The sequence below is a fragment of the bacterium genome, from assembly GCA_035380285.1.
In the GTDB taxonomy this organism is placed as follows: domain Bacteria; phylum Auribacterota; class Erginobacteria; order Erginobacterales; family DAOSXE01; genus DAOSXE01.
The window spans coordinates 1-1,866 of sequence record DAOSXE010000076.1 but is presented as its reverse complement, the minus strand read 5'-3'; the positions used below and the strand labels follow the sequence as shown (position 1 = coordinate 1,866).

Sequence of the window (1,866 nt, the reverse complement as noted above, 5' to 3'; positions counted from 1 at the left end):
GCGACCAGGGACGACGCCGCCGGGGAAGCGTTCGACAAAGTCGCCGCCCTCCTGGGTCTGGAGTATCCCGGAGGGCCGGCCGTTCAACGCGCCGCCGCGCGCGGCGACGAAAACCGGTTCAGGTTTCCCCGGGGCATGATCTCCAGCGGCGATTTCGATTTCAGTTTCAGCGGCTTGAAAACCGCGGTCCGGAACCTGGTCGCGGAGATCCGCTCCAAGGGCGGGGAAATCCCCGTCGACGACGTGGCCGCGGGGTTCCAGGCGGCGGTGGTCGACGTCCTCGCGGCCAAGCTGGCGGCGGCGGCGGAGTTCGCCCGCGCCCGCACGATCGTGGTGGGGGGAGGGGTGGCGGTCAACGCCTTGCTGCGCCGCCGGTTGGAGGAGGAGTTCCCGCCCGGCCGCTACCGGCTCTGCCTGGCGCCGCCGAGTCTCTGCGGGGACAACGCCGCCATGGTGGCCGGCCTGGCCTGCCTGCGCCTGAATGCCGGGCTCGCCGACGATATGGAAAGCGACGCCGATCCCGGTTTGAAGTGGGGTTCGACGCTCTATTGACCGGGGTCCCCCGGAGCCGATGCTTCCTTTTTGATTAACACCCCCGCGGGGGAATGTTAAAATTAAAACCTGGCAGTTCAACCGGACCAGGGAGGGTGCTATGAGTCGCCGCGGTGGTTTCGCGCTGATGGTTTTCTTTTCACTGTGGGCGGTTTCGGGCGTCCGGGCCGATCCCGGCGCCGGCGGTCCCCGCATCGAGGTCCGCCGGGGAACCGGGATTTTCGAAATGGTGGGGGAGGAGGTCTTGCTGGAAGCGGAGGTCACCCGGGACGGCCGCCCCCTGGCCGGAGAGACGGTGACGTTCTGGATCACCCAGGACCCGGCCAAGCCCAGCAAGCTCAAGAAGGAACAGACCGAGCCCAGCACCTTTCTCCCCGAAGGCCCCGTCCCTCCCGAGGGAATCCGCGAAATCGGAGTGACCACCTCCGCCGACGGGGTCGCCTCCATCCGCTACCGGTTGGGAAGCAAGGCCGGCAGCTACGAGGTCACGGCTTCGGTCGAGGGTTTGAGCGGCAAACCCGCGCTCTTCGTCATCGAATCGGGACGTCTGATGATTCTCGTCATCACGCTTCTCGGGGGGCTGGGAATGTTCATCTTCGGGATGAACCTGATGGGAGACTCCCTCCAGACTTGGGCCGGCGACCGGATGAGGGCCATCCTCGGGTTCTTCACCCGCAACCGGGTGGTTGCCTTGATCTCGGGAATCATCATTACCTTCGTTCTCCAAAGTTCCTCGGCCTGCACGGTTCTGCTGGTCGGTTTCGTCAATTCGGGGCTGATGACCCTGACCCAGACCATCGGCGTCATCCTCGGGGCGGATATCGGCACCACCCTGACGGTGCAGTTGATCGCCTTCGACGTCGGCCAGTTCGCGCTGGCTTTCGTCTTCGTCGGTTTCGTCCTTATCTTCTTCACCAAGAAGGAAGGGCTCAATTACCTGGGACGCGTTCTGATCGGGTTCGGGTTGCTTTTCTACGGGCTCAAGGTCATGGGCGGGTCGATGAAGCCGCTTTCCCACTACGCTCCCTTCACCGAGATTCTGGCCAAGTCCACCGCCAGCCCCCTCACGGGGCTTCTGGCCTCGACGATCCTGACCGCGATCATTCAATCCAGCGCCGCCACCATCGCCATCGCCATCGGTCTGGCGATGCAGGTGGTTCCGGGGCCGAACGGCCCCGAGCCGCTGCTGACAATCCAGCAGGCGATCCCGATCATCTTCGGGGCCAACATCGGCACCTGCGCCACCGCCGTCCTGGCTTCGTTCGGAACTTCACGCAACGCCAAGCGGGTGGCCCTGGCCCACACCATGTTCAA

2 protein-coding genes are annotated in these 1,866 nt (G+C 64.9%); both read left to right on the top strand.

Going from position 1 to position 1,866, the window contains the following annotated elements; all coding sequences use genetic code 11:
- A partial coding sequence (locus PLZ73_12760) for a tRNA (adenosine(37)-N6)-threonylcarbamoyltransferase complex transferase subunit TsaD (GenBank protein HOO78744.1) occupies positions 1–552 on the top strand: 552 nt, incomplete at its 5' end.
- Between the two features lie 100 nt (positions 553–652).
- Positions 653–1,866 (top strand): Na/Pi symporter (locus PLZ73_12755; GenBank protein HOO78743.1); only part of this gene is annotated, 1,214 nt, incomplete at its 3' end.